Here is a 21166-nt window from a genome sequence, read left to right as displayed (position 1 = left end):
TAGACACAGAACAGCCGCTCTCATATTGCTATGAGCTACCAACTCAGCTTCGCTTGGAAAGCGTCGCTAACGCGCACACCGCCGCCGATTTGCACGTCCGCTCTTGGGTCTCATACCGCGCTGGTCAGGAGAGCCTTGGGCGTCGCGAACGAGTAACAAATACACCAAGCGCGATTTCTGACAATCCGTGATTCGACGACGTGGCCCGACTCTTCGTCGGTGTTGCAACACTGCAATTGCGAAACTCCACACCAAGTTTTTGAATCCGCGCGTAGAATCGCGCGACTCCGACAAGCGTGACAATTTTCGTTGCACTCGCAAAATTTTTTAAGAAACCGTTACAATCGTGGTTACCGGGACCAATTTTCGAAACGCTTGTGCTCGCTATGTGGATAAGTGATTAGCGAGACGAAGTTTTTCGGAATTGTTTTTCAGGGTAACCCCGCGCGGCAGAGATGCGGGCGGGAAGAAGCTGGCGTCTGATTGGTCAGCCGTTGCGATCGCGCTTCTCGCAAATGCGCATGGCAACGCCGGTGCAATAAATTGCACCTCGTAAAATTACGGCGCTAGAAATGTGACACGTAACCCGGTGCTCAGCAACGGGACAATTGAACTGTCACGGCCAATCCAGGGCCACGCTTTCAGCGTGAGCCAAAAATGCAACAGGATGCACGTGCGTGGCGAAATGGATTTTCGGGTTCGCGCTCGTACGCCCGGCATGACAGAAAAACAAAAGCCCGGCGAAGCCGGGCTTTTGACGAATATCTATTTCTGTCAGTTCACTTCGCGAGCTTGGCGATCGCGTGCGTCAGGCGCGACACCTTCCGGCTCGCATTGTTCTTGTGAATGATGTTGCGCTGCGCGGCCTGCATCAGTTCCGGTTCCGCGTGCTGCATCGCCTTGAGCGCCGCCTCGCGATCGCCGCTCTTGATCGCCTCCTCGACAGTCCGAACCGCGCCACGCATCTGGGTGCGGCGCGACTTGTTGACGATGGTGCGGCGGGCAATCTTGCGGGTCGCCTTTTTGGCGGAAGAGGTATTGGCCATGTTCTCAACTATCCTTCGGCTGTCATCGCTCGGGTGGTCGGGCTTGAGCGCGCCGGCCGTTCAAATTGCGTGATCGACACTGGTTGTGTTTTCCAGGGTGTTCTGACGTAAGCCGTTCTTGAGGATGCCATGGACGGAAGCCAAAATGCTCCCGTAAGCGGCGCTGCTCAAAGAACAGCGGCGGCGGGATTGCGCCCGCCGCCATTGGGGGTCTTATAGAGGGCGCGTCATGCACCGTCAACGCTTTCCGCCCCTCCCCAAAAGGCCGGAAAGGGGGCGAAAATGGCGCGTAAGGTGCTGACGAGGTTGAATTTCGGGGTGCCCCCGGTATTGGCTGACGGCCTTTTGGGGGCGATAGATATAAGGTGACGCATGATCCGCGGTTTTTTCCGGCTAATCGGCCTGCTGCTCCTGGCCGGCGGATTCATCTTCATGGTCTATGACGGCGCCCGTTTCGTCGCCGACCAGACCCTGCGGTTTACCCGGTTTGGCCAGTTCTGGAACGACATCCATCAGTCCAGCCAGCTTGCATTCCGGACCTGGGTCGAGGGTACCGCGCCGTGGCTCTGGAACAGCGTCATCAAGGTCCTGCTGGATCAGCCGGTTTTTGCCGTGCTGGGCGTGGTCGGCATTCTGCTCATGATCCTGTTCCGGCCCCGCAAGCCATTGATCGGCTATTCGCGGGACTGACCCGGCCCGCCGCCCGCCCGCGGGGCGCGGCATAACAGGGCTGCGGCATCTGGCGTAAAGACATATATAGAAGTCCAACCGGCCGACGCCGTTGTCGCGTCCGCCGATGTCCCGCCTGGAGGTACTCCATGTTGTTCATGCGCAAGACCACCGCGTTGCCAAGCGCCGCCGAAGCGCTGTCGGGCCGTGCCACCCCGATACCGACCGCCACCACGCATTTCGTCAACGGCCGCAAGCTGCAGCCGCCCTATCCCGCAGGCCTCGAGCAGGCGGTGTTCGGCCTCGGCTGTTTCTGGGGCGCAGAGCGCAAGTTCTGGGAGCTCGGTGACGGCATCCATGCGACCGCCGTCGGCTATGCCGGCGGACATACGCCCAATCCGACCTATGAGGAGGTCTGCTCGGGCCGCACCGGACATACCGAAGTGGTGCTGGTCGTGTTCGATCCGAAGAAGGTCCCCTATGAGCAGCTCCTGAAGACGTTCTGGGAAAGTCACAACCCGACGCAGGGCATGCGCCAGGGCAACGATGTCGGCACCCAGTATCGCTCGGCGATCTACACCTTCGGCGATGCGCAGCGCCAAGCCGCCGACGCGTCGAAGGCAACGTACCAGAAGGCACTGGCGGCGAAGGGTCTCGGCGTCATCACCACCGAAATCGCGCCATCGGGCGAATTCTATTTCGCCGAGGACTATCACCAGCAATATCTCGCCAAGAACCCGGCCGGCTATTGCGGATTGGGCGGCACCGGCGTGTCGTGCCCGATCGGCGTCGGCGTGAGTGCCTGATTTGTTTTCTTCTCTCCCCGTTCTTTACGGGGAGAGAGGGAGCTTCCTTCATCCCTCCCGCATGCGCGTTCGCCTCTACAAAACCCTTTATTAACCATACCCGGTGCAAGACTAGAGCTGTCTCGCTTTTGAGGGATGGGCTGAGTGCGGGTTGTGCGCGCGTTTCGAATACCGATCACTGCGATCATCACCGCGCTCGCTCTGTCGGGCTGCATGCGCACGACCGGGCCGGTTGCGGTCGCGCCGCAAGGCGATCTCGACCAGATGGCCTATGGCCACGCCAACAGCCCGCCGCCGCAGTCAGTCGTGGCCAATTCGGGCGGCGGCGCGATCGGCGCGCTTCGCTCGGCCTTTGCCGCAGCACCAGCCCCCGTCGTCGTTGCCGCGCCCGCGGCCTATGTCGAATCCGCACCCGTGCGATACGATACCGCCTATCATCTCGATGCCGGTGACAGGCTGCGCGTCGTTGTCTACGGCCAGGAAGGCCTGACCAACACCTACGCGATCGACGCCGGCGGCTCGATCACGATGCCGCTGATCGGTTCGGTGCCGGCGCGCGGCCGCACCACGGCGGGACTGGCGGCAGGGATATCGGCGAAACTGCGCGCCGGCTTCATCAGGGATCCGTCGGTCGCGGTGGAGATCGAAGCCTATCGGCCGTTCTTCATTCTCGGCGAGGTCGCAGCACCCGGGCAATATCCCTACGTACCCAACATGACGGTCGAGAGCGCGGTGGCGATCGCCGGCGGCTTTTCGCCGCGCGCCCTGCGCGATCGTGTCACGGTCACTCACACCGATGGGTCGGGAACGGCGCGCTTCGTCGTTCCGCCCGGCAGCCCGATCAGTCCCGGCGACACCGTGCTGGTCAGCGAGCGCTGGTTCTAGGGCGTGAAGCCCTTCATCGGGCCGTCATTTGAGCCGGCTCTTTTCCTGAGCCTTTGTGTCAGGCAAATGCCTCGCATTTGACCAGTAAAATTCATTATCTGTTTCGAACCAGCGGGTTCTGCGTTCCGCATCTAACTTGCAGTGGCGGACATGCGGCTTCGCACGTCTGGAGGTAGTGATGACGCCCGCGCATCGCTGTCGAGCCGTTTTGGTTGCGATAAATTAGCGCTATGCGCTGACTGCATTCGAAACCTTATTCCAAGTTGCACTGCAGCGATGTAGAAGGACGTCGTCAAATCTAGGCGCGCCGGATTGTTCGGCTAAGTGCCTGCAATCCGGAGTATGACCATGAACTATCATTTGCCGGCTCGCGTGGTGCGCGCGGCGACCGCGGCCGCGTTGCTCGCTTCCATCGCCGTAACGGCTTTGTGTGCCTCTTCGCATCCGGTGTCGGCGGCGGATCCCTATCCGAGCCGGCGCATCACCTTCGTCGTGCCGTATCCCGCGGGCGGAGCCACCGACGTCCTGGCCCGGTTGCTTGCCAACAAATTATCGGAGTCGTGGAAGCAAGCCGTCGTCGTGGAGAACAAGTCGGGCGGCGGCGGCGTGGTCGGCAACGACAACGTGGCCAAGGCGCAGCCGGATGGCCACACCGTGCTGATCGGCATCACGCAGATTATTCAGGCGCCGAGCCTCGTTGCCAAACTGCCTTACGATGTTTTCAAGGATCTCGCGCCTGTCACCCAGATCGCCTTGTCGACCATCGTTCTGGTGGTCCCAGAGCAGCAGCCGATCAAGTCCGTCAAGGAGCTGATCGATTATGCCAAGGCGAACCCCGGCAAGCCTTACGGCACCTTCGGCAACGCCACGACGTCCCACCTCTACGGCGAGTTGCTCAAGAAGAACGCCAATATCGACATGACCCATGTCCCCTATCGCGGCTCGGCGCCTCTCACGAACGACTTGCTCGCCAACACGGTTACCTCGGCGTTCCAGGACCTGACCACGGCGAGCGCGCAAATCAAGGCGGGCAAGCTCCGGGCTCTGGCGGTTGGCGGCGAGAAGCGCAGGAAAGCGTTGCCCGACGTGCCGACGATGTCCGAACTCGGTTACCCCGGTTTTGAGATCGAAGGCTGGCTTGGCGTGTTCGTGCCCGCCGCGACGCCAAAGGAGATCGTGAAGAAGCTTTCGGACGAACTCGCCCGCATCATCGCCTCGCCCGAGGGCGTCGCCGGGATCGAGACGCTCAGCCTCATACCGGTGGGCGGATCGGCGGAAACGTTTGAGAAAGTCCTGCGCCGCGATTACGAACGGTGGGCCGATGTCGTGAAGGCCACCGGCGTCAAGGGCGAGTAAGGGGTTAGTTGCGGTCCGTCATTCCGGGGCGATGCGAGAGCATCGAACCCGGAATCTCGAGATTCCGGGTTCGTGCTGCGCACGCCCCGGAATGACGGCGGAGAGATTTGCGCGCTATTTGTCCAGATGCTTGGCGAAAAACGCCAGGCTGCGCGGCCAGGCGATGTCGGCGCTGGCCTTGTCGTAGCTTGCGCGCTCGTCGCAGTGAAACCCGTGTTGCGCGCCGGGATAGATATGGACTTCGACTTCCGGCCGCTTGGCCTTGATGGTTTCGACGTCGGTCAGCGGAATGCCCGCATCCTTCTCGCCGAAATGCAGTTGCGTCGGCACCTTCGGCTTGTCGTCGGCAAAGCGGACGATGGCGCCGCCGTAATAGCCGACCGCGACCGATAGTCCCGACAGCTTGGTTGCCGCAGCATAGGCGACGCTGCCGCCGAGGCAGAATCCGATGATGCCGACCGGACCAGCATCCTTGACGGCATCAATCGCGGCCTGGCTATCGCGCAGCATCGCGGCCCAATCGGGATTGGCGATGAACTTTCGCGCGGTCGCAATCTCGTCAGGCGAATAGCCGCACTGGAAGTCCGGCTGGGTGCGATCGAAGATCGACGGCGCAATCGCGACATAGCCTTCGCCGGCCAGCCGATCGCAGACCGAGCGGATATGGTGATTGACGCCAAAGATCTCCTGGATCACTACGATGGCCGCTTTCGGCGTGCCTGTGGGGTCGGCACGATAGCCGCCCAGTTTGAAACCGTCCGAAGCCGTCAGTTTGATATCCTGTCCCACGGGTCATCCCTTCTTGTTTTGGGTCGCACGCAGTCGGTTGCGTGAATCTGCGGAGCCGAGTGCTACTGCCACATCCAGTTGTGGCCCCAGTCGCCCTTCCAGCCGGCCAGTCTGCCCTTGCGGAATTGCAGAAACAGCCGGTCCTTCTTGTAGAATAATCCGCTGCCGCCGATATTGCGGAATGCGAGGAAGATTTCCTCGCCCGGCCGGCCCCGGACATAATTGAGCGGGGCGCCCAGCGCACGCGCGGCTTCGTCGGCGTCCATGCCGAACGCCAATGGCGTGTTGTTCGACAGCGTTTCGGTGAAAGGCGGCGGATAGGAGCCGCCGATCGGCGGCAGTTTTTGCGCAGCAGCCTGGCTAAAGCTGCCTGCGATCAGGGCGAGGGCCACAGCTTCTACCTTCATGACGCGGCTTTCCGTGTTGCCTTGGTGTCCAGGCCGTCGAGGAACGGCAGCACGGCGTCGATAAAGGCCTGCGGCTGGTCGATGTTGACGGCGTGGCCGGCGGCCGGGATCACCACCTTCTGCGCGCCCGGAATCTTGGCGGCCATGTAGTCGGAGGCGGCGAGGAACGGCGTGTCGTCGGCGCCGACCACGATCAGCGACGGCACCTTGATATCGGGCAAGGATTCGATCACGCGGGCATCGCGCTGAGTCAGCATGCCGCGCGCGGCGCGCGCCAGTCCCGATGCGTCGCGATGGGTGACGCTGGAGCGTTCGCGGCTGGCCGATTTCAGAACCTCCAGTCCCTCGCGCTCGAAGCGGTCGCCGGTGTCATGCGCGCGCTTGTTCCAGACTTCACGGGCCTCGTCGTTCTTGAAGCCCGGGCCGGTGTCGATGATCAGTAGCGCACGGACGCGATCCGGATTGGCGCGGTAGAACGCCAGCGACATGTAGCCGCCGAGCGAGAGTCCGCCAACGATGGCGGTGTCGGCGCCGACGGTGTCGAGCAGCGCTGCCATGTCGGCGACCGTCAGCGCTTCGCTATAGGCCGAGTTATCCTCGGGGTAACCGGACTGGCCATGACCCCGCATGTCCCACAACACAAGTTTGTGATGTTGCGACAAGGCCGCGATCTGGCCCTGCCACATCCCACTGGTGGACGAATAGCCGTGTGTCAGTAGCAACGGTGGGCCAGAGCCGTGAACCTCGTAATAGATGCGCACTCCGTCACGATCGATTGTCGGCATTGCGATTTCCCAGGCAAATAACGCGAAATTCCGGTCTCGTTTCATCCTAGCGCAATCGGTCCGCCGTTGGGAAATGCGTAAACGGAATGTGCGTCTACGGCGGCCCGCTTGATTGACAAGCACGTGACAGACAGTGCCGCAGCGCACAAGCCCGCGGCTCGCGAATGCGCTTTCGGGGAGGATGTCGGTCTCGACGCGGCGCATCACGAACCAGATCGCTAAAATTTTAGCGTCTATGGTAGTTCGCTTTCAGCATCCCTCTTAAGCCCCGGGGAACTCCTTGTCCGCTAGCTTCGGTTGCAGGTCATCACCGCTAGGGGTCTGGGGTTTCATGACATCGGTAGCCAACAAGACTTCGACCAAGCGCCGGCTGCTGCTGGCTTCGGATCGGAGCGATCAAAGCAGCGAACTCGCCAGCATTCTACGATCCGTCGGTCAGGTCGATACCATCGCGACATCAGATATTCCCGACGCGCCGGAGCGCGACCTGGCGGGCATCGTGGTCGACATCAACCTGCGCTCCGCCGAGAGTGTGCAGCTGGTGCGCAACAAGCTGCGGGCCGAAGCCTATCGCGAAATGCCGCGGCTGTTCGTGCTGGCCGACGCGCTGCATCACGGATCGATGCAGGCCTGGGCGCTCGGCGCCACCGACACCATCGCGCGGCCGTTCGACGCGCAAGGCATCCTGCAGCGGATTCGCGCCGCGTTTCCGGACAGCGACGGATATGACGAGACCGATCGCGGCAAGGTCCTGAACCGGGGCGTCGAAGCGGCGCATGCCGTGATGGTCAAGATCTTCGAAAAGCTTCCGGCCGGCGTCCCCCTGAAATACAGCGACATCGTCGAGGCCGAGAACAAGATTCTCAAGGCGATCAAGCATTCGTCCTTGCGGGAATGGCTGACGACGGTCGGCTGCCATCACGCCGGCAGCTACCGCCATTGTCTCTTTGTCACCGGCTTTGCGGTAGCCTACGCGCAGCATCTTGGCATGCGCGAGGACGACCAGCGCCGTCTCGCCCGTGCCGCGCTGCTGCACGACGTCGGCAAGGCCTTCATTCCGGTGGCGATCCTGGACAAGCCGGGCCCGCTGACGCTGGAAGAGATGGAAGAGATGCGCCAGCATCCGCGCCGCGGCTATGACGCTCTGATCGCGCAGGGCGGTTTCCCGCCCGAAATGCTCGACGTGGTGCTGCACCACCACGAATTCCTCGACGGCACCGGCTATCCCAACGGCCTGAACGACAAGCAGATCAGCGACATCGTGCGGCTGACCACGATCGTGGATATCTATGCCGCCCTGGTCGAGAAGCGCGCCTACCGGCTGCAGTTCACCCACGCCCGGGCGTTCGGCATGATGGAAGAAATGGGCGACAAGATCGACCAGAATTTGCTGCACGCCTTCCGCCCGGTGGCGTTCGGGTATTATTGAGTCCCCGCGATAATCGCGCCTCTCACCCGAGCATCTTCCGCAATTCCGCCTTCGCCACCTTCTCCAGTGTCGAGCGCGGCATGTCGTCGACGAAATGGATTTCGCGCGGCACCTTGAAGTCCGCCAGCGAAGTGCGGCAGGCGGTCATGACCGTGTCATGCAGGTCGGCCGGTGCGCCGTTGACGCCGGCCTGCGGAATGATGAACACGACGGGCACTTCATCCAGCATCGGATGCTTCTTCGCCACTACCGCGGCCTCGCGCACGCCCGGCACCACAGCAATCACCTGTTCGATCTCGGACGCCGCGACGTTCTCGCCACCGACCTTCAGCATGTCCTTGGTGCGGTCGCCGAAGCGGACGAAGCCGTTCTCGAGCAGCGTGACACGGTCGCCGGTGATGAAATAGCCGTGCTCGTCGAAACTTTCGCGCGTCGCCTTTTCGTTGTGCAGATATTCTGCAAATAGCGACAGGCCGGGAATGCCCTTGATCAGGAGATTGCCGGTGCCGCCGACGTTCGTCGGCGTGCCGTCGTCTTTGACGATGCGGATCTGATATTCGGGCGCGGCGCGTCCGATCGACATCGGTGTATTGGGCTGGTCGACTTCGCCGACGATTCCGTGCGTGATGGTTTCGGTCATGCCCCACCAGCCGATCGTCTTGACGCCGAAGGCGGCAAATGGCGGCGGCTCGGATACCGCAGTGCCCCAGAGCCGGAACTTGTGGCTCTTCGGAATCTCATGTTCCAGCAGCGCCTTCATGCAGAAGGGGATGGTCGAGGTCCAGGTGCAGTTGTGCGCAAGCGCCACGCTCCAGAACCGGCTCGCCGAAAACCGCGGCTGGATCACGCAAGAAGCACCAACCCACAGCGTCGCCAGCATCGAATAGGCCAGCGCGTTGGTGTGAAACAGCGGCAGATAGGTCTGGTGCACGTCGCCCGCGTGCAGATCCTCATGCGCGGCGTTGATCTTGGCGCCCCACAATGCGTTGGCATGCGTCCACAGCACTGCCTTCGGCCGTGACGTGGTGCCCGAGGTGTATTGAACGCTGCACGGCGCGAACGGGTCGGCGGCGCGGCGCGGCCGGTCGGTGCTGTCGGCGAAGAGTTGCTCAAAGCTGTCGCCGCGCGGCGCGCCCCGCGCCGGCGTGCTGCCGGCATCATGCGAGATGACGGCGATCCAGCGCAGGCCGCGGCAATTGGCCGAGATCAGCTCGGCATAAGCGGGTTGGGTGATGGCGGCGACCGCGCCGCAATGACCGGCGAAATATTCCATCTCGGCCGCTGCCGAGCGGGTGTTGGTGGTGACCGCGATGGCGCCGAGTTCGACGCAGGCAAACCAGGCCAGAACAGCCTCGATGCAATTGTCGAGATGGATCAGCACATATTCGCCCGGCTTGATGCCGCGTTTGACGAGGCCGGCGGAAAGCGCGCCGACGCGTTCGTGGAATTCGCCGTAGGACCAGCTCCGCGCCGGGCCCTCGAACGGCGCCCAGATCAGGAATGGATGGTTGCGGCGGCTCTCGGCGCGCATCCGCAGCAGCCACGGTACGTCGAGGCCTGAAAATGGTCCGACAATGCCCGGCGTGGCTTGCGAAAGTGGCATGAAATTCCTCCCGTGCAGCTTTGACGGGCTGCCTTGGTTTTACTTGGGAGCAGTTCTGCCATTGGACGGCGCGATGGGCAAATCGGGAATTGGCGAGTCTCTTTTCCCCCGTCATTGCGAGCGAAGCGAAGCAATCCATGGCGCGGCAGCGGCGGTATGGATTGCTTCGTCGCTAGCGCTCCTCGCAATGACGGGGAGAGAGCGGCGCGTTAGCTACTTCACGCCATCCTCATACGACGAAATCTCGATCAGGCTCCCGTCAGGATCCCGGCAATAGACCGAACGCAGCGTGCCGCGGGCGCCCTGCTTTGCCACGGGGCCTTCCTCGATCGCCACGCCATTGGCTTTCAGGTGCGCCACCACTTCGTCCGGTGTGCTTGACGTCAGGAAGCACAGATCGTCGCTCCCGGCGGTCTCGTGATCGGCCGTGAACCACTCGACCTTGTCGGCGCCGCGCGGCCGCACATTGATCTTCTGGTTACCAAACACCAGCGAGGTCCGCGGCGTTTTGCCCGTACCCGGATCGAACACCTTGACCTCCATGCCGAGAATCTTCCGATACCACTCGGTAGAACGCGCCACGTCGGAAACGTTGATGACGAGATGGTCGAGCGCGTTAACCTTGACAGACATGCCTTATCCTTTCGTCGCGGTCGGCGGCGCTTGCGTCGCACTGGCCGCACCTGACTTTGTTTGTTACAACGCGGGCCGCGCTCGGTTCAATAGAGCCGCGCCTCAATAGAAACGGACTGGGCTTTGAATCCCGGCCTCCAAGGAGAAGCTTTATGATTTCACGCCGTACTGCGATTTGTCTGGCCGTCATCGGTCTTTCTACCGCCGCCTCGATGGGCAGCGCTTCGGCGCAGGATTACCCGACCCGACCGGTGAAATGGGTCGTCGGATATCCGCCGGGCGGCGCGACCGACATTATCGCGCGGCTGCTCGGCCAGCGGCTCTCGGAACGGCTGGGCCAGCAATTCGTGATCGAGAACAAGCCCGGCGCCGGCAACAACATCGCCACCGAATCGGTGATCAACGCCGAGCCCGATGGCTACACCCTGCTGTTCGTCAATCCGGCGAACTACATCAACGCCACGCTCTACGCCAATCTGAAATTCAACGTGGTTCGCGATATTGCGCCGATCGCGGCGTTCAATCGCGTGCCGAACGTAATGACGGTCAACAAGGACGTGCCGGCGAAGACGGCCGCGGAGTTCATCGCCTATGTGAAAGCCAATCCCGGCAAGGTGAACCTGGCGTCGTCGGGCAACGGCACGTCGGTGCATCTGTCCGGCGAAATGTTCATGGCGATGGCAGGCGTCAAGATGCAGCACGTGCCCTATCGCGGCGCCGCACCTGCGATTACCGATCTGCTCGGCGGCCAAGTCCAGTTGATCTTCGACAACATGCCCTCGATTCTTCAGCATGTCCGCGCCGGTTCGGTGCGGGCGTTGGCCGTCACCGGTACCGCGCGGTCGCCGCTGTTGCCTGACGTGCCGGTTCTCGCCGACACCATCCCGGGTTACGAGGCGAGCGCGCTGTTCGGCGTCGGCGCACCGAAGAACACGCCAAAGGCGGTTATCGAGAAGCTGAACAAGGAGATCAACGCCGTGCTCGCCGAGCCGGCGATCAAGGCGCGCCTGCTCGACCTCGGCGGCGAACCGCTGATCGGCCCGCCGGAAGCGTTCGGCGCGATGATCGCGGCCGAGACGGAGAAGTGGAGGAAGGTGATCGAGGAAGCCAAGGTCGAAAAGGTGCAGTGATCCACCTCACGGAACATTGGCGCAGCCGCGGTGTTTTATGGCAGAGGCGACGCGGCTTTTGCGTCCCGTGAAGGAGATCGAAGATGCGCAATGCAATGTTAGCGATATTGGCGTTGTCGGCGGCGACTGTCGCCACGGTGGCGGGCAGCTCGCCGGCGGCGGCGTACGATTATCCCTATTGCCTCCAGGGCCGGGGAATAGGCATCCCCGGCGACTGCTCCTACAGCAGCTATGGCCAGTGCATGGCGTCGGCGTCCGGACGGGCGCTCTACTGCAATGTTAATCCGCGCGTTGCTTTCGGACAGCAGCGGCGGATGCGGGTTTATCGGGATTATTGATCGGGCCCGCGAATTCTTCCCGGGATGGCCGGACTGACGCGCGAAAGCTTTTTGCGCTGAATGATCCGGCCATCTACGCCTCTGTTGCCGCAACTCTCGACTTCGTGAGCAAACGCCGGCTTGACGGCGTTTGTTTTGCCTCTATACTAAACCAAATGGTTAAGTATCAGGAAGACGTTCTGGACCGAACCTTTGCCGCGCTTTCCGATCCGACCAGGCGCGCGCTGCTGACGCGGCTCGGCGATCGCGAAAGCCTTTCGGTCAGCGAGCTGGCGCAGCCGTTCTCGATGTCGCTGCCCGCGATCATGAAGCATCTCGATGTGCTGTCGGATGCCGGCCTGATCGCGCGCGAAAAAACCGGCCGCACGGTCGCGTGCCGGTTGACCGCTCAGCCGATGGAGCAGGCGATGGACTGGCTCAATCGCTACCAGCGCTTCTGGTCCGACGCTCTCGACCGCCTTGCCGCTTTTGTGGAGGAAGACCCATGGCCACCCAGTCAAGCCTTGCCAAGCACGACGCTATCAGCGACGCCGAACTCGCCGCGCGGCCAAGCCTTACGCTCACGCGACGTCTCAACGCGGCGCCCGAAAAAGTCTACGCCGCGTGGGCCGACCCGCAAAAACTAGTGCAATGGTTCGGGCCGGCGTCGGTCGAGGAGGGCTCGGTCAAGGCCGACATCGATCTGCGTATCGGAGGCCGCTACCGCATCAGCTTCAGCGCCAACGGCGGTTATAATGAGGTTGGCGGCGTCTATCGCGAGGTCATTCCGAACCAGCGGCTGGTCTTTAGCTGGGCGTGGCATTCCACGCCGGAACGGGAATCGCTCGTGACCATTTCGATCAAGCCGGAAGGCAGCGGCACGCTGCTCGTCTTCAATCACGCGCAGTTCGTCGATGAGAAAGCGCGCGACAATCACGAGCGCGGATGGACGGAATTCCTTGGCAAGCTTGAAAGCTACCTGGCCTGAACAGAGGAGCCGCCCATGCAGCCGCACCCCATCGTCTCCCGCGAGGAATGGATCGCCGCCCGCAAGGCGCACCTTGCGCATGAGAAGGAATACACCAAAGCGCGCGAGCGCCTGAACGAGGAGCGCCGCGCGCTGCCATGGGTCAAGGTCGAGAAGGATTACGGGTTCGACGGGCCCCATGGCAAAGTGTCGCTCGGCGACCTGTTCAAGGGGCGCAGCCAGCTCGTGGTGCAGCACATCATGTTCGCGCCCGACTGGAACGAGGCCTGCAAGAGCTGCTCGTTCTGGGCTGACGGGTTCGAGCGCATGATCCCGCATCTGGCCGCGCGCGACACCACGATGGTCGCGATCTCGCGCGCGCCGCTGCCAAAGCTCGCTGCGTTCAAGCAGCGGATGGGCTGGACGTTCGACTGGCTGTCGTCCGGCGGCAACGCGTTCAATTACGACTACGGCGTTTCCTTCACGCCGGAGCAAATCGAGAGAGGCGGCAACTACAATTTCGGAACCATCCGGTTCGGAAGCGAGGAAGCACCCGGAATCAGCGTGTTCTATCGCGATGAGGCCGGGAACATCTTCCACACCTACTCCTGTTACTCGCGCGGCCTCGACATGATGAACGCCGCCTATCACTACCTCGACCTGACCCCGCTCGGGCGTCATGAGGAAGGCCTGCCATATCCGATGGACTGGGTGCGGCTACGTGACCAATACCAACCGGCGCCGGTTCAGGCATCTTGTTGTCATGGTTGAATGAATGTTTGTTCCTTGTCATTCTGGGGCGATGCGAAAGCATCGAACCCGGAATGACGACAAACATCTGCTCCCAACAGCCAGGGAAAAACAACGGAGAGGAACACGCATGCCCTACGTCGATGGCTTCATCGTCGCCGTGCCGAAGAAAAAGCTCGCGGAATACGCCGCGCTATCGAAGAAGTGCGGCAAGCTGTGGCGCGAATACGGCGCGCTGGATTACCGCGAATGGGTCGCCGACGACGTCAAGGTCGGCAAGCTCACGTCCTTCCCGCGCAGCGTCAAGCTCAAGCCGGGCGAGACCGTGATATTCTCCTGGATCACCTACAAGTCGCGCGCCCAGCGCGACAAGATCAACGCCAAGGTGATGGCGGACCCGCGGCTCTCGTCGATGATGGATCCGAAATCCCCGCCGTTCGACGGCAAGCGGATGATCTATGGCGGCTTCGAAAGCCTGGTGAAAGTGTAGCTCGTAAGGGCATCCTGGCTAGCTGTTATGCCGCGCGGTGGAATTGTTGGCCTCGTCTGGCAGTGCATATTCTCGCCAGCGGCCATGTGCTTTGCGATGGCGATGGTTGGCGAATCACTGCCGAGGGGCGGGATTTCCTGCGTGCGCTCGAGGCGGCGACGCAGGACAACCGGCTGGCTGACGCCGGACCGTGCGAACCGGAAGGCGGCAAGGCTGCCGAGCGTCCGCGTGCGGCGCTGATTGTCGTCGGTCATCGCTTCAAGACCCGGCGGCGCTGACGCGCCATCCATAGCGGCCGTCAACCCGGCCGTGCCTGCGCCTCCAGATGCCGGCTATAGCGGGACATCGCAAAGCAGAAGACGAAATAGATCAGCCCCACGAACACGTAGACTTCGACGCTGAACGGCTGCCAGGCGGGATCGATGATCGACGTCTTCGCCGTCGTCAGCAGGTCGAAGATGCCGATGATCAGCACCAGGCTGGTATCCTTGAAGAAGGCGATGAACGTATTCACCAGCGGCGGAATCACGTGTCGGATCGCCTGCGGCAGGATGATCAGGCCATTCTTCTTCCAGTAGGAAAGCCCGAGCGCGTCGGCGGCGTCGTGCTGGCCTCTCGGAATGGCCTGCAGGCCGCCGCGGACGACTTCGGCGAGGTAGGCGCCGGCGTACAGCACGAACGCGATCTGGGCACGGAGCAATTTATCGATGTTGACGCCATCGGGCATGAACAGTGGAAACATCACGCTGGCCATGAACAGGAGACTGATCAGGGGAACACCGCGGATCAGTTCGACATAGAGCACGCAGAGCGATCGGATCGCCGGAAGCTTAGAGCGGCGGCCCAGCGCCACGACAATCCCAAGCGGAAAGCCGAAGGCGAGCCCGAAGGTCGCAAGGATCAACGTCACCGGCAGACCGCCCCAGCGGTCCTGCGACACGTAGGTCAATCCGGCAACGCCGCCCCACATCAGGACGCCGATCAGCACCAGTGCGGCCGCCCACACCGCCACCAGTTCCTTGCGCCACCAGTTCCGCCGGCTCGACACATAGAACAGCGCAATGAATGTCAGGCACACCAGCGCCGGTCGCCATTGCTCGCTAAACGGATAGGTGCCGAACAGGATGAAGCGATATTTCTCGGGGATCACGGCCCAGCAGGCGCCGAGTCCGCGGATCGACCGGCAGGCGCCGGTCTGGTCACCGGGCACCGACCAGATCGCATTCCAGTAGCCCCATTGCACGAGGCTCACCAGCGCTTTGCCGAGCAGGGCTATCAGGAGCACGGAGATGACCGAGGACGTGACCGAGGCAAACAGGTTGGCGCGCAGCCAGCGGATGACGCGCCCGCCCAGGACCTTGCGCGATCGCGCGCTGTTGAACGGCAGTGGATTTTGCGGCCCGTCCGTGATCGACGTCATGAGATCAGCGCTCCACCAGCGCGATGCGCGCATTGTACCAGTTCATGAGAAGACTGATGCCGAGACTGATCGTCAGGAACACCATCATGATGAGCGCGATGGCTTCGATGGCCTGGCCGGTCTGGTTCAGCGTCGTATTCGCGATCGACACCACGTCCTGGTAGCCGACCGCGACGGCAAGCGAGGAATTCTTGGTGAGGTTGAGGTACTGGCTGGTCATCGGCGGAATGATGACGCGCAAGGCCTGCGGCAGCACGATGCGCTGAAGCACAAAACTCCGGCGCAGGCCGAGCGCGTTTGCCGCATCCCATTGCCCTCTGGGAACGGCCTGGATGCCGCTGCGGACGATCTCGGCGATGAAGGCTGACGTATAGGTGACCAGCGCGATCAGCAGCGCAAAATATTCCGGCGCCAGCGTCAGCCCACCGACGAAATTGAATCCGCGCAGCTCCGGCATCGTGACGGTCCAGGAAGCGCCCAAGCCAAGGGACACCAGCGCCGGCAATCCCACGAGCAAGGCCAAGGCGTACGGCCACAGATGGCGCACCTTGCCGTCGGCCATCTGCCGCGCCATCAGCTGCCGCCGTAGCACATAGAGCGCGATCAGCCCGGCGATGACGGCCGCGATCACCCAGAGGTTTGCTTCCGCGATCGGGATTGATGGAAGCACCAGGCCGCGGTTGGAAAGAAAGACGCCCTCGACCGGCTTCCATGCGGCGCGCGCCGCCGGCAATCCCTGCATCAGCACGTACCAGAACAGCAATTGCAGCAGCAGGGGAATGTCGCGCAGCAGTTCGACATAGATGGCGGCGAGCCGCGACAGCAACCAGTTCGACGACAGCCGCGCGATGCCGACCAGCGTGCCGATCACGGTCGCCAGCACGATGCCGATCACGGCGACGCGAAGCGTATTGACGATGCCGACGATGAAGGCGCGGACGTACGGGTCCCTCGGGCTGTAGGCGAGCCAGCTGTCCGCGATCGGCATCCCGGCTTCGCGGCCGAGAAACGCGAAGCCGGTCGAAATCCGCCGTACCGACAGATTGTGCAGCGCGTTCGACCAGAGCCAGCCAACGATCGCGACGGCGATCCCGACCACCAGGATTTGCCAGGCAAGGCCGATGAGTTGTTGGCGGTTCAGCGAGAAGCGCAGCCGCCTGCGGCGTGGGAAGTCGGGCGTGGATGTCTTCACAGCACAAGGATCCTTCTGGCGACAGCGATCTTCGGCCATGCGTCCCGGGACGCATTTCAAATGTTGCACCAAAATTGGTTTCGTGCAACATTTGTTTCATGGCGCAGCTCCAGTCGAAATCCTCACCGCTCAGCGAATTATGCAGTGCCTTGCCGTCGCTTCCGGCGCGGCTGCAGCAAGTCGGGCGCTTCGTCGCCGCCAATGATTACGACGCCACCACGCGTTCAATGCGCGATCTGGCGGCCGAGGCCGGCGCCGATCCCGCCGCCTTCACCCGGCTGGCGAAAGCGCTGGGTTATTCGGGATGGGACGAATTGCGCGCCGCGTTGACCGAGGCGCGCCGTCCAGCGCAAGCTCAGCCCTTCTCGGCACGCACCCGCGCCGGTCGCAAGGGACCCCACGCCGAGATATCGCTGGTCGCCGACAAGCTGGAAGCCGAGGCGGCGGGCCTCGCGCGCATTTCCACCGGCTCGGTGGCCGAAGCAGCCAAGGCCCTGCATGCCGCGCGGCGAATCTGGATCGCCGGCTTTCGAAGCTGCCGCAGCGTGGCCGAGTTGCTCAATTATCAGCTCCGCCTGTTCCGCTCCGACGAGGTGCAACTGGTCGGCGGCTCCGGTCCGGAAGATCTCGACCTCGGCGCCTTCCAGCGCGGCGACGCGGTCGTGGTCATCGGCTTTGCGCCCTATTCCAGGGCCAGCGTGCTGTCGGCGCGCGCCGCGCATGATTCCGGCGCCACGCTGGTCGCGATTGCCGACGCGATCACCGCGCCGATGGCGGAGGGCGCCGATCATCTGCTGCTCTATGAAGCGGCCGCATCGCCCGGATTCTTCCCGAGCTTGACGGGAGCCATTGCGATTGCGCAGTCGCTGGCTGCGGTCACCTTCGTGCTCGGCGGCGCGAGCGCAAGGCGGCGCCTTGAAGCAACCGAAGGCCGGCTGGCCGCGATGTCGCAATATGTCGCCGAGGAAGGTTGATCGATATGGGTGCGAGCCGAAGCCGGGTGCTGCATCGAAGCCTGCGTGAAACCCCTCCCAAGGCAATCGGCGGCGAGGGCGTCTGGCTGATTGGCGAGGACGGAAGGCGGATTCTGGATGCGTCCGGCGGCGCTGCCGTCTCCTGTCTCGGCCATCAGCATCCGCGCGTGCTCGAGGCGATGTCGCGGCAGGCGGCGAAACTCGCCTATGCCCATACCAGCTTCTTCTCGTCGGAGCCGGCCGAAGCGCTGGCCGACAAGCTCGTGGGCCACGAGCCCGGCGGGCTTGGCTACGCCTATCTCGTCAGCGGCGGTTCGGAAGCGATCGAAGCCGGCATCAAGCTGGCGCGGCAGTATTTTATCGAGATGGGCCAGCCGCAGCGCCGGCACTTCATCGCGCGCCGCCAGAGCTATCACGGCAATACGCTGGGTGCGCTGGCTGCCGGCGGCAACGCCTGGCGCCGCGAGCCCTATGCCCCGCTACTGTCGACGGCCTTCAGCCATGTGACGCCGGCCTTCGCCTATCACGAAATGCGCGACAGCGAATCCGAGGTGGATTTCGTCGCTCGCCTGGCGGCTGAACTGGAGGCGGAATTCCAGCGTCTTGGCCCGGAGAGCGTGGCGGCGTTCATCGCCGAGCCTGTCGTGGGCGCGACCGCCGGCTGCGTGCCGGCGCCGGAGGGATATTTCCGCGCCGTCCGCGAGATCTGCGACCGGCATGGCGCGCTCGTCATCCTCGACGAGGTGATGTGCGGCATGGGCCGCACCGGCACGCGCCACGCCTGGGAGCAGGAAGGCATCGCGCCGGATATCCAGGCGATCGCCAAGGGACTGGGCGGCGGCTATCAGCCGATCGGCGCCATGCTTGCGAGCGCGCGCATCGTCGATGTCATTCGCGACGGTTCGGGCGCGTTCCAGCACGGCCATACCTATCTGGCCCACCCGCTGGCTTGTGCCGCGGCGCTCGAGGTGCAGCGCGTGATCGATGACGAGCAATTGCTCGACAGGGTCAAGACTCTCGGCGGTCAGCTCGAGCGGCGCCTCACCGAGCGCTTCGGCAATCACCGGCATGTCGGCGACATCAGGGGCCGCGGCCTGTTTCAGGCCATCGAACTCGTCGCCGATCGCGCCACCCGCGCGCCGTTCGATCCGGCGCTGAAATTGAACCAGCGCATCAAGGCGATCGCGTTCGAAGGCGGCCTTGGCTGCTATCCCGCGGGCGGATGCATGGACGGCCGCAGCGGCGATCATGTCCTGCTCGCGCCGCCCTATATCGCGACATCGGACGATATCGACATGATCGTCGACCGCCTGGGCCAGGCGGTCGACTTAGCCTTGAAGAGTGTGGGCCATTAGCAGGAGGAGCAGTATGAAGAGGATTGTCATCGCTACGGGCTTGCTCGCCGCGTCGTGCTTGACGGCGCAGGCCGCTACGCTGGATACGGTCAAGCAGCGCGGCATGCTGGTGTGCGGCGTCAGCGCCGGTTTTGCCGGCTTCTCGACGCCGGACTCGCAAGGCAACTACAAGGGGCTCGACGTCGACTATTGCCGCGCCTTGGCGGCCGGCGTGCTCGGCGACGCCGCAAAAGTGCGATACGTCGCGCTGACGGCGCAGAACCGCTTCACCGCCCTGCAATCGGGCGAGATCGACGTACTCTATCGCAACTCGACCCAGACCTACCTGCGCGGCGCGACGCTCGGGCTGCGGCAGGGGCCGGTCAATTTCTACGACGGCCAGGGGTTTGTCGTGCGCGCCGACGCCGGCGTGAAGGATCTCAAGGGGCTGAACGGCGCCACCGTCTGCGTCGCACAGGGCACGACCCACGAAGTCACGCTCGGCGATTACGGCCGCGCCAACGGAATCGAATGGAAACCGCTGGTGTTCGACCGCACCGACACCATGTACCAGACCTTTTTCGGCGGGCGCTGCGATGCCATGACCCAGGACGCATCGGCGCTGGCGGGCGCCGTCACCACGGCGGCCTCGAACCCCGCCGACTATGTCGTCCTGCCGCAGACCATCAGCAAGGAGCCGCTCGGGCCTTTCACCCGCAACGGCGACGAGGTGTGGACCGACATCATCGCCTGGCTGCATTCCGGCCTGATCGAGGCGGAAGAACTCGGCGTCACCGCTGCTAATGCCGATGAGATGGCGAAGTCCAGCGGCATCCCGGCGATCCAGCGGCTGCTGGGCACGTCTGGCGAACTCGGATCGCGGCTCGGCCTCGACAACAAGTGGATGCTGAAGGCGATCAAGGCGGGCGGCAATTACGGCGAGATCTTTGAGCGCAATGTCGGCAAGTCGAGCCCGCTGAAACTCGATCGCGGCCTGAACGCGACCTGGACCAAGGGCGGCCTGATGTACGCCCTGCCGTTCAAGTAAAAATCACGCTGCGGCACGTCGGGTTGACACCAGCCGCGCCGCAGCCAAACTGATCCGCATGCGCATCACCCTGATCCACGCCCTGAAACATTCAGTTGTGCCGATCGAGGCCTCCTTCGCGAGGCTTTGGCCGGACGCCCGCCTGATGAACTTGCTGGACGACAGCCTGTCGGCTGATCTGGCGCGCGACGGCGGGCTGTCCGATGTCATGACCGAGCGTTTCCTGAAGCTAGGGCGCTATGCGGCCAGCACCGGTTCGGACGCAATCCTGTTCACGTGCTCCGCCTTCGGTCCCTGCATCGAAGCGGTCGCCCGCGCGCATTCGTCCATGCCGGTGCTCAAGCCCAACGAAGCCATGATCGAGCAGGCCGCCGCCCGCGGCCGCAAGATCGGCCTGCTGTCGACGTTTCCGCCGACGCTGGCCTCGATGCCGCCGGAGTTTCCGTCGTCGATCGAACTGGTGCCGAAACTGGCGGAAGGTGCGCTGGCCGCGCTCGATCGCGGCGACGGCGCCACGCACGATCGGTTGGTGGTGGAGGCGTCAAAAGACCTGCGCCATTGCGATTTGATTGCGCTCGCCCAGTACAGCATGGCGCCGGCGGCCGCAGAGGTCGCTGAAGCAACCGGGCGGCCGGTGCTCACCACGCCTGATAGCGCGGTGATGAAGCTGAAGAGGATGCTTGGCGTTGAGCGCGCCTAGCCGTCCTTTTTCTTCGCCGCCATCTGCGCAGCCGCTTCCTCGGCCGCGTTCCTGATTGCCCGGGCATAACTATCGGCGGTGTTTTCCGCTGAATTCTGCAGCCGCTTGGCCGCGGCCGCACCTAGCAGCATCGTGCTCTTGGCGATCAGCCGGAATTGATCCCGGGTCTCCCTGTCCTTGGCCTTGGCCGCGCGGGCCATGATCTGGTCGCGGCGTTTCTTGACGGCGGCCATCAGGCTCTTGTTCTGCGCTTTTGCGATTTGCCGGATGAGGATGTCGAGGTCGGCTTCAGCCATTATGGATCACTCTTACCGCGGCAAGCCGTCCGCACGGTGCGGCGATCATTGGCGCGTCATGTTGGAAGGAAAGGCACGCCATTGTGTCGCCGCAGCGCTGTCATTTCAAGCGCCGATTCTCGCGATCGGACGTCGCGGGC

The 21166-nt window shown here is 63.2% G+C and carries 25 protein-coding genes; 16 read left to right on the top strand and 9 right to left on the bottom strand.

Going from position 1 to position 21166, the window contains the following annotated elements; genetic code table 11:
- Window positions 1–779: 779 nt before the first annotated feature.
- Window positions 780–1046 (bottom strand): 30S ribosomal protein S20, encoded by a 267-nt coding sequence (gene rpsT / locus V1279_RS34340; RefSeq protein ID WP_334445140.1) that lies wholly within the window; start codon window positions 1044–1046, stop codon window positions 780–782.
- Window positions 1047–1418: 372 nt separating this feature from the next.
- Between rpsT and V1279_RS34335 the strand changes: the two genes are divergently transcribed.
- From V1279_RS34335 to V1279_RS34320, 4 genes are all read left to right on the top strand, one after another.
- Window positions 1419–1736, top strand: coding sequence for a hypothetical protein (locus V1279_RS34335; protein WP_247782089.1), 318 nt, complete (start codon window positions 1419–1421; stop codon window positions 1734–1736).
- Between the two features lie 128 nt (window positions 1737–1864).
- Window positions 1865–2521, top strand: a complete 657-nt coding sequence (msrA, locus tag V1279_RS34330) for a peptide-methionine (S)-S-oxide reductase MsrA (protein ID WP_334445136.1) — start codon at window positions 1865–1867, stop codon at window positions 2519–2521.
- A 153-nt stretch (window positions 2522–2674) separates the two neighbouring features.
- Complete coding sequence (locus V1279_RS34325; RefSeq protein WP_334446704.1) at window positions 2675–3406, top strand: polysaccharide biosynthesis/export family protein; 732 nt, start codon at window positions 2675–2677, stop codon at window positions 3404–3406.
- 348 nt (window positions 3407–3754) lie between these two features.
- Entirely contained in the window at window positions 3755–4762 is a 1008-nt protein-coding gene (locus tag V1279_RS34320; protein ID WP_334445134.1) for a Bug family tripartite tricarboxylate transporter substrate binding protein, read from the top strand.
- Window positions 4763–4876: 114 nt separating this feature from the next.
- Here the strand turns inward: V1279_RS34320 and V1279_RS34315 are convergent, their stop codons facing one another.
- From V1279_RS34315 to V1279_RS34305, 3 genes are all read right to left on the bottom strand, one after another.
- Window positions 4877–5551 (bottom strand): dienelactone hydrolase family protein, encoded by a 675-nt coding sequence (locus tag V1279_RS34315; RefSeq protein ID WP_334445132.1) that lies wholly within the window; start codon window positions 5549–5551, stop codon window positions 4877–4879.
- Window positions 5552–5613: 62 nt separating this feature from the next.
- On the bottom strand, window positions 5614–5958 hold the full coding sequence (locus V1279_RS34310) for a hypothetical protein (protein WP_334445130.1): 345 nt from the start codon (window positions 5956–5958) through the stop codon (window positions 5614–5616).
- Window positions 5955–6743 carry an alpha/beta fold hydrolase gene (locus V1279_RS34305; RefSeq protein WP_334445129.1) on the bottom strand — a complete coding sequence of 263 codons (789 nt, stop codon included), beginning with the start codon at window positions 6741–6743 and terminating at the stop codon, window positions 5955–5957. Before V1279_RS34305 ends, V1279_RS34310 begins: the two co-directional genes overlap by 4 nt.
- Window positions 6744–7074: 331 nt before the next feature.
- Here V1279_RS34305 and V1279_RS34300 point away from each other — a divergent pair, with 331 nt between their 5' ends.
- A complete protein-coding gene (locus V1279_RS34300; protein WP_334445127.1) occupies window positions 7075–8172 on the top strand; it encodes an HD-GYP domain-containing protein in 1098 nt (365 codons plus the stop codon).
- 22 nt (window positions 8173–8194) lie between these two features.
- Here V1279_RS34300 and V1279_RS34295 read toward each other — a convergent pair whose 3' ends face one another.
- Both V1279_RS34295 and V1279_RS34290 read right to left on the bottom strand, forming a co-directional pair.
- Window positions 8195–9775, bottom strand: a complete 1581-nt coding sequence (locus tag V1279_RS34295) for an AMP-binding protein (RefSeq protein ID WP_334445125.1) — start codon at window positions 9773–9775, stop codon at window positions 8195–8197.
- A 213-nt stretch (window positions 9776–9988) separates the two neighbouring features.
- A complete protein-coding gene (locus V1279_RS34290; RefSeq protein ID WP_334445123.1) occupies window positions 9989–10408 on the bottom strand; it encodes a VOC family protein in 420 nt (139 codons plus the stop codon).
- A gap of 152 nt (window positions 10409–10560) precedes the next feature.
- Here V1279_RS34290 and V1279_RS34285 point away from each other — a divergent pair, with 152 nt between their 5' ends.
- The 7 genes from V1279_RS34285 (at window position 10561) to V1279_RS34255 (ending at window position 14340) form a co-directional block, all read left to right on the top strand.
- Window positions 10561–11538, top strand: a complete 978-nt coding sequence (locus V1279_RS34285; RefSeq protein ID WP_334445121.1) for a Bug family tripartite tricarboxylate transporter substrate binding protein — start codon at window positions 10561–10563, stop codon at window positions 11536–11538.
- Window positions 11539–11621: 83 nt separating this feature from the next.
- Window positions 11622–11876, top strand: coding sequence for a DUF3551 domain-containing protein (locus tag V1279_RS34280; protein WP_442894856.1), 255 nt, complete (start codon window positions 11622–11624; stop codon window positions 11874–11876).
- Between the two features lie 155 nt (window positions 11877–12031).
- Window positions 12032–12502, top strand: a complete 471-nt coding sequence (locus V1279_RS34275) for an ArsR/SmtB family transcription factor (RefSeq protein ID WP_334445119.1) — start codon at window positions 12032–12034, stop codon at window positions 12500–12502.
- Entirely contained in the window at window positions 12502–12843 is a 342-nt protein-coding gene (locus V1279_RS34270; RefSeq protein WP_334445117.1) for an SRPBCC family protein, read from the top strand. Before V1279_RS34275 ends, V1279_RS34270 begins: the two co-directional genes overlap by 1 nt.
- A 15-nt stretch (window positions 12844–12858) precedes the next feature.
- A complete protein-coding gene (locus tag V1279_RS34265) occupies window positions 12859–13593 on the top strand; it encodes a DUF899 domain-containing protein (protein WP_334445115.1) in 735 nt (244 codons plus the stop codon).
- Between the two features lie 109 nt (window positions 13594–13702).
- The gene (locus V1279_RS34260; protein WP_334445113.1) at window positions 13703–14062 is read left to right on the top strand and encodes a DUF1428 domain-containing protein; all 360 of its coding nucleotides are present in this window, start codon (window positions 13703–13705) and stop codon (window positions 14060–14062) included.
- 62 nt (window positions 14063–14124) lie between these two features.
- Window positions 14125–14340, top strand: a complete 216-nt coding sequence (locus V1279_RS34255) for a hypothetical protein (protein WP_334445111.1) — start codon at window positions 14125–14127, stop codon at window positions 14338–14340.
- 20 nt (window positions 14341–14360) lie between these two features.
- Here the strand turns inward: V1279_RS34255 and V1279_RS34250 are convergent, their stop codons facing one another.
- Complete coding sequence (locus V1279_RS34250; RefSeq protein ID WP_334445109.1) at window positions 14361–15482, bottom strand: amino acid ABC transporter permease; 1122 nt, start codon at window positions 15480–15482, stop codon at window positions 14361–14363.
- A 4-nt stretch (window positions 15483–15486) separates the two neighbouring features.
- Entirely contained in the window at window positions 15487–16674 is a 1188-nt protein-coding gene (locus tag V1279_RS34245) for an amino acid ABC transporter permease (RefSeq protein ID WP_334445107.1), read from the bottom strand.
- 98 nt (window positions 16675–16772) lie between these two features.
- Between V1279_RS34245 and V1279_RS34240 the strand changes: the two genes are divergently transcribed.
- From V1279_RS34240 to V1279_RS34225, 4 genes are read left to right on the top strand one after another with little or no spacing between them, the layout of a single operon-like run.
- Complete coding sequence (locus tag V1279_RS34240; protein WP_334445105.1) at window positions 16773–17648, top strand: MurR/RpiR family transcriptional regulator; 876 nt, start codon at window positions 16773–16775, stop codon at window positions 17646–17648.
- 5 nt (window positions 17649–17653) lie between these two features.
- Window positions 17654–19003 (top strand): aspartate aminotransferase family protein, encoded by a 1350-nt coding sequence (locus V1279_RS34235; RefSeq protein ID WP_334445103.1) that lies wholly within the window; start codon window positions 17654–17656, stop codon window positions 19001–19003.
- 13 nt (window positions 19004–19016) lie between these two features.
- The gene (locus tag V1279_RS34230) at window positions 19017–20030 is read left to right on the top strand and encodes an amino acid ABC transporter substrate-binding protein (protein ID WP_334445101.1); all 1014 of its coding nucleotides are present in this window, start codon (window positions 19017–19019) and stop codon (window positions 20028–20030) included.
- A gap of 58 nt (window positions 20031–20088) precedes the next feature.
- Window positions 20089–20730 carry an aspartate/glutamate racemase family protein gene (locus V1279_RS34225; protein WP_334445099.1) on the top strand — a complete coding sequence of 214 codons (642 nt, stop codon included), beginning with the start codon at window positions 20089–20091 and terminating at the stop codon, window positions 20728–20730.
- On the opposite strand, the gene V1279_RS34220 is transcribed toward V1279_RS34225, so the two are convergent.
- Complete coding sequence (locus tag V1279_RS34220; RefSeq protein WP_334445097.1) at window positions 20727–21026, bottom strand: hypothetical protein; 300 nt, start codon at window positions 21024–21026, stop codon at window positions 20727–20729. The two genes, V1279_RS34225 and V1279_RS34220, sit on opposite strands and share 4 nt — an antisense overlap.
- Window positions 21027–21166: the final 140 nt, after the last annotated feature.

The sequence above is a fragment of the Bradyrhizobium sp. AZCC 1610 genome (genome assembly GCF_036924515.1).
Taxonomy (GTDB): domain Bacteria; phylum Pseudomonadota; class Alphaproteobacteria; order Rhizobiales; family Xanthobacteraceae; genus Bradyrhizobium.
Note: the sequence above shows the minus strand (reverse complement) of the source record. Positions and strands in the feature narration are given on the sequence as shown.

Excerpts from the sequence above, each read along its gene's own strand:
- rpsT (WP_334445140.1), bottom strand. The coding sequence starts at position 1,046 with ATGGCCAATACCTCTTCCGCCAAAAAGGCGACCCGCAAGATTGCCCGC.
- V1279_RS34335 (WP_247782089.1), top strand. The coding sequence starts at position 1,419 with ATGATCCGCGGTTTTTTCCGGCTAATCGGCCTGCTGCTCCTGGCCGGC.
- msrA (WP_334445136.1), top strand. The coding sequence starts at position 1,865 with ATGTTGTTCATGCGCAAGACCACCGCGTTGCCAAGCGCCGCCGAAGCG.
- V1279_RS34320 (WP_334445134.1), top strand. The coding sequence starts at position 3,755 with ATGAACTATCATTTGCCGGCTCGCGTGGTGCGCGCGGCGACCGCGGCC.
- V1279_RS34310 (WP_334445130.1), bottom strand. The coding sequence starts at position 5,958 with ATGAAGGTAGAAGCTGTGGCCCTCGCCCTGATCGCAGGCAGCTTTAGC.
- V1279_RS34305 (WP_334445129.1), bottom strand. The coding sequence starts at position 6,743 with ATGCCGACAATCGATCGTGACGGAGTGCGCATCTATTACGAGGTTCAC.
- V1279_RS34300 (WP_334445127.1), top strand. The coding sequence starts at position 7,075 with ATGACATCGGTAGCCAACAAGACTTCGACCAAGCGCCGGCTGCTGCTG.
- V1279_RS34295 (WP_334445125.1), bottom strand. The coding sequence starts at position 9,775 with ATGCCACTTTCGCAAGCCACGCCGGGCATTGTCGGACCATTTTCAGGC.
- V1279_RS34290 (WP_334445123.1), bottom strand. The coding sequence starts at position 10,408 with ATGTCTGTCAAGGTTAACGCGCTCGACCATCTCGTCATCAACGTTTCC.
- V1279_RS34285 (WP_334445121.1), top strand. The coding sequence starts at position 10,561 with ATGATTTCACGCCGTACTGCGATTTGTCTGGCCGTCATCGGTCTTTCT.
- V1279_RS34280 (WP_442894856.1), top strand. The coding sequence starts at position 11,622 with ATGCGCAATGCAATGTTAGCGATATTGGCGTTGTCGGCGGCGACTGTC.
- V1279_RS34275 (WP_334445119.1), top strand. The coding sequence starts at position 12,032 with ATGGTTAAGTATCAGGAAGACGTTCTGGACCGAACCTTTGCCGCGCTT.
- V1279_RS34265 (WP_334445115.1), top strand. The coding sequence starts at position 12,859 with ATGCAGCCGCACCCCATCGTCTCCCGCGAGGAATGGATCGCCGCCCGC.
- V1279_RS34260 (WP_334445113.1), top strand. The coding sequence starts at position 13,703 with ATGCCCTACGTCGATGGCTTCATCGTCGCCGTGCCGAAGAAAAAGCTC.
- V1279_RS34250 (WP_334445109.1), bottom strand. The coding sequence starts at position 15,482 with ATGACGTCGATCACGGACGGGCCGCAAAATCCACTGCCGTTCAACAGC.
- V1279_RS34240 (WP_334445105.1), top strand. The coding sequence starts at position 16,773 with ATGGCGCAGCTCCAGTCGAAATCCTCACCGCTCAGCGAATTATGCAGT.
- V1279_RS34235 (WP_334445103.1), top strand. The coding sequence starts at position 17,654 with ATGGGTGCGAGCCGAAGCCGGGTGCTGCATCGAAGCCTGCGTGAAACC.
- V1279_RS34230 (WP_334445101.1), top strand. The coding sequence starts at position 19,017 with ATGAAGAGGATTGTCATCGCTACGGGCTTGCTCGCCGCGTCGTGCTTG.
- V1279_RS34225 (WP_334445099.1), top strand. The coding sequence starts at position 20,089 with ATGCGCATCACCCTGATCCACGCCCTGAAACATTCAGTTGTGCCGATC.
- V1279_RS34220 (WP_334445097.1), bottom strand. The coding sequence starts at position 21,026 with ATGGCTGAAGCCGACCTCGACATCCTCATCCGGCAAATCGCAAAAGCG.